The sequence below is a fragment of the Frankia sp. AgKG'84/4 genome (assembly GCF_023242965.2).
In the GTDB taxonomy this organism is placed as follows: Bacteria; Actinomycetota; Actinomycetes; order Frankiales; family Frankiaceae; genus Frankia.
Map to the genome: position 1 here is coordinate 1 of NZ_JALKFU020000598.1, position 3,143 is coordinate 3,143.

The window sequence follows — 3,143 nt, forward strand, 5'->3', positions numbered from 1 at the left end:
GGGGGGGGGGGGGGGGGGGGGGGGGGGGGGGGGGGGGGGGGGGGGGGGGGGGGGGGGGGGGGGGGGGGGGGGGCGGGCGGGGGGGGGGGGGCGGGGGGGGGGGGGGGGGGCCGGGGCGGGGGGGGGGGGGGGGCGCCCCCCCCACCACCCGAAGGGACCGGCCTGGATCAGGCCTCGGTCCGGGTCAGGCCTCGGTCCGGGTCAGGCCTCGGTCCGGGTCACCGTGGCCGGGGACGCGACGACAATGCGGCGGCGACGGGCGGCGACGCGCAGCAGCGCGCCTCCCCCGAGCAGGGCCACCGCGATCGAGGCCAGCGCCCCGGTCTCGACTCCGGTGAACGGCAGCGCGCCGCCGCCAGGTGCGGCCGCACCGGCACCCACGCCGCCGCCGACAACGCCGACACCCACGCCGGCTATGACGCAGGGAACGCCGTTGTTGTCGAAGCCGTCCTTACCGTCCTTGTCGTCCTTGTCGCCCCAGGCGTCCTTGTCGTCCTTGTCGCCCTTGTCGCCCCAGGCGTCCTTGCCATCCTTGTCGCCCCAGGCGTCCTTGCCGTCCTTGTCGTCCTTGTCGTCCTTGTCGTCCTTGTCGCTGAGCTCGGAGGCCTGGGCGTCCTTGGTTCCGCTCTTGTCGCCCCAGCCGTCCTTGCCGTTCCAGCCGTCCTTGCCGTTCCAGTTGTCCTTGCCGTTCCAGTTGTCCTTGCCGTTCCAGTTGTCCTTGCCGTCCTTGCCGTTCCAGTTGTCCTTGCCGTCCTTGTCGCCACCGAGACCGCCGCCGCCGAAGCAGTTGCCGCCTGCGCCGCCGCCATGGCCGTCCTTGTCGTGGTCCTTGTCCTTGTCGAGGAAGCTGCCGATGAAGTTGGGGATCCAGCCCGGGTCGAAGGGCAGACCGTGGATGCCGTCCTGATCGATGCCGATCACCAGCACGTTCGCGGTGACGATGCGCGCCGCCAGGCCCTGCTTCGCGGGCGGGTCGAGCGCAGCGGCCAGGCCGATGTTGACCGGCGGGATGACCGGAGCCGGCGCGGTGGCGGGTGCTGGCACGGTGGCGGGTGCTGGCACGGTGGCGGGTGCCGGCACGGTGGCGGGTGCCGGCACAGTGGCGGGTGCCGGCACAGTGGCCGGTACCGGGGGGACCACGCCGGTAGCCGGCGCGGCGACGCCGCTGGTGGCCGGGCCGACCGGAGCGGGAGCGGGCACGAGGACAGGCGCGTCCTCGTCGTCGCCGAACAGCCCGCCGCCGGTGTCGTCACCGAGGATCGGGGCGTCCGTGACCGGCGGCGTCCCGGCCCCGGGGGCGACCGCGGTCGTGCCCGTGGTCAGCAGACCCTCACCAAAGGCGGCGAGGTGCTGCTGACCGGCGGTCGGGAAGTTCAGGGGGACGCTGAAGGCGCCGGTGCGGCCCGCGGTTGTCGTCGTGCGCGCGACGCCGTTGACTGTGATCCTGACGATGGTTCCGGGGATGAATCCGCCGCCGCTGAACACGACGCTCTCGCCAGCGAGCACCACGGATTTGCTGACTGTGCCCGTGCCGATGGCACCACCGGCACCGCCCGAGCCGACCGGCGGGTAGACACTGTCGGCGAGGAGAGGATTGTCGAGGATCGGCTTGTCGTCGTTGATTGCAGCGGCTGGAGAGGCCGGCAGGGCGGCTAGCGCCACGCCGCCGCCTGCCACCAGCGCGACTCCGAGAGGTCGGAACTTCATACAGGCACTCTCCCTGCGAGATGATCAGGTCAAGCAGATGAACGATTGACGACACGGAGAGTATCGATGACTACTCTCCGTGTCCACGACCTCCGAAGTCAGTTTCTAACTCTGCGTGACCATGGGGAGGTGACGAGCACCCCCTGGACGTCGAGGCGCTCCGGCACGGGCAGCGGCTGCGGACGCACCGCGAGAGCGGGGCCCGCCCGCGGTTCGAGCACCTTGATCTCAAGGGTCCGGGTCTGGCCCCGGTCGATCGGGAGGTAGGTGGAGACCACCGGCAGTCCGTTCTCGGAGCCGACGGCCAGCCCGATCGGCTGGCCGTCGAGACGGGCCCCGGCGAACAGGCTGTCCCGCCCCGTGTACACCGACAGCCAGATGTTGTTCTGGCCGGTCGGATTACCGTCGGGACGCGCCTCGTCCTCCCGGTTGCGTACGTAGTCCGACAGGTGGTCCGGTGCCACGCTGGTCAACCTGATCACGATGGTGACGGCCCCGGCACCACCCGGCATCCGCTGCACGCGGTAGGTGGTCTGCCGGCGAAGCCAGTAGTCGAGCTTGCTGGCCGAGGCGTTCTGGGTGACGACGGCGAGATATGGTCCGCTGCCCGTGGGCAGCGCACCCCCCAGCGCCGTCGACGAAAGCTCGTCCTGCTCGTCGGCGTGGTTGCTTGACACGGTCAGGCGGCCTTCTCGGGCCGCTTTCGCGAGCCCGGTGAGAAGCCTGGTGGTGTCGCCGCCGGCCACCACCGACGCATAGACGGCCTGCCCCACCTGCGCGAAGAAACGGTCCCGGCCGTCTACCGTCGGCACCTGGTCGTACACCTTGGATTCGACCAGGTCGACCAGGTTGTTCGCGGTGACGACCTGACCGCCGGGCAGCACGGCCGGCCGGCTCCCGGCGAGCAGGTAGGACAGCGTCGTCGGGTCGACGCTGATGGTCCCGTCCACTTCGATACCGGTTCCGGCCCGGTAGAGGCCGGTGTAGAGGCGGCCGGCCGTCGGATAGTCGGGCGTCAGGTTGGCGTTCGCCCAGACCCGGTCCGGCCAGAACGATCCGTAGCGGGCCGCGAAGGGCGCGGGCAGGTTCGCGGTCGAGCTCGCCTGCGTCGGGCCGCCCGGCAGCGATCCGTTCCCGGAGATGCCGTCCAGCGACAGCGTGCCGTTCTCCGCCGTCAGCAGGCCGTAGCCGCCGATGATCCCGCCGTTCGCCCGCGACTCGGCCGGGTTCTGGACGACCAGCAGGTAGCGTCGGCGCCCGGCGGCGCCGAGCATGTCCGGCCCGATCCGCGCGGCCAGCGCCACGTTGTCCAGGGCACCGGACAGTGTCGCGCCCCGGTGGATCAGTTCCGCCCGCGCGTCGTCGACGCCGCTGACCCGGCCGGTCCAGCCGCACACCGGCGTCCGCTCGGCCGCGGCCCGCAGCGTGTCGAGGGC

Annotated in this window: 2 protein-coding genes; both read right to left on the minus strand. The window is 72.2% G+C overall.

Annotated features, from left to right (window positions below):
- Nucleotides 1-201: 201 nt before the first annotated feature.
- On the minus strand, nt 202-1,707 hold the full coding sequence (locus MXD58_RS23755; RefSeq protein WP_248838336.1) for a hypothetical protein: 1,506 nt from the start codon (nt 1,705-1,707) through the stop codon (nt 202-204).
- A 98-nt stretch (nt 1,708-1,805) separates the two neighbouring features.
- On the minus strand, nt 1,806-3,143 hold a 1,338-nt coding region (locus tag MXD58_RS23760; RefSeq protein ID WP_250609955.1), incomplete at its 5' end, for a DUF4012 domain-containing protein.

What these genes read in the sequence shown, in the direction of transcription:
- MXD58_RS23755 (WP_248838336.1), bottom strand. Translation starts at nt 1,707, where the DNA reads ATGAAGTTCCGACCTCTCGGAGTCGCGCTGGTGGCAGGCGGCGGCGTG.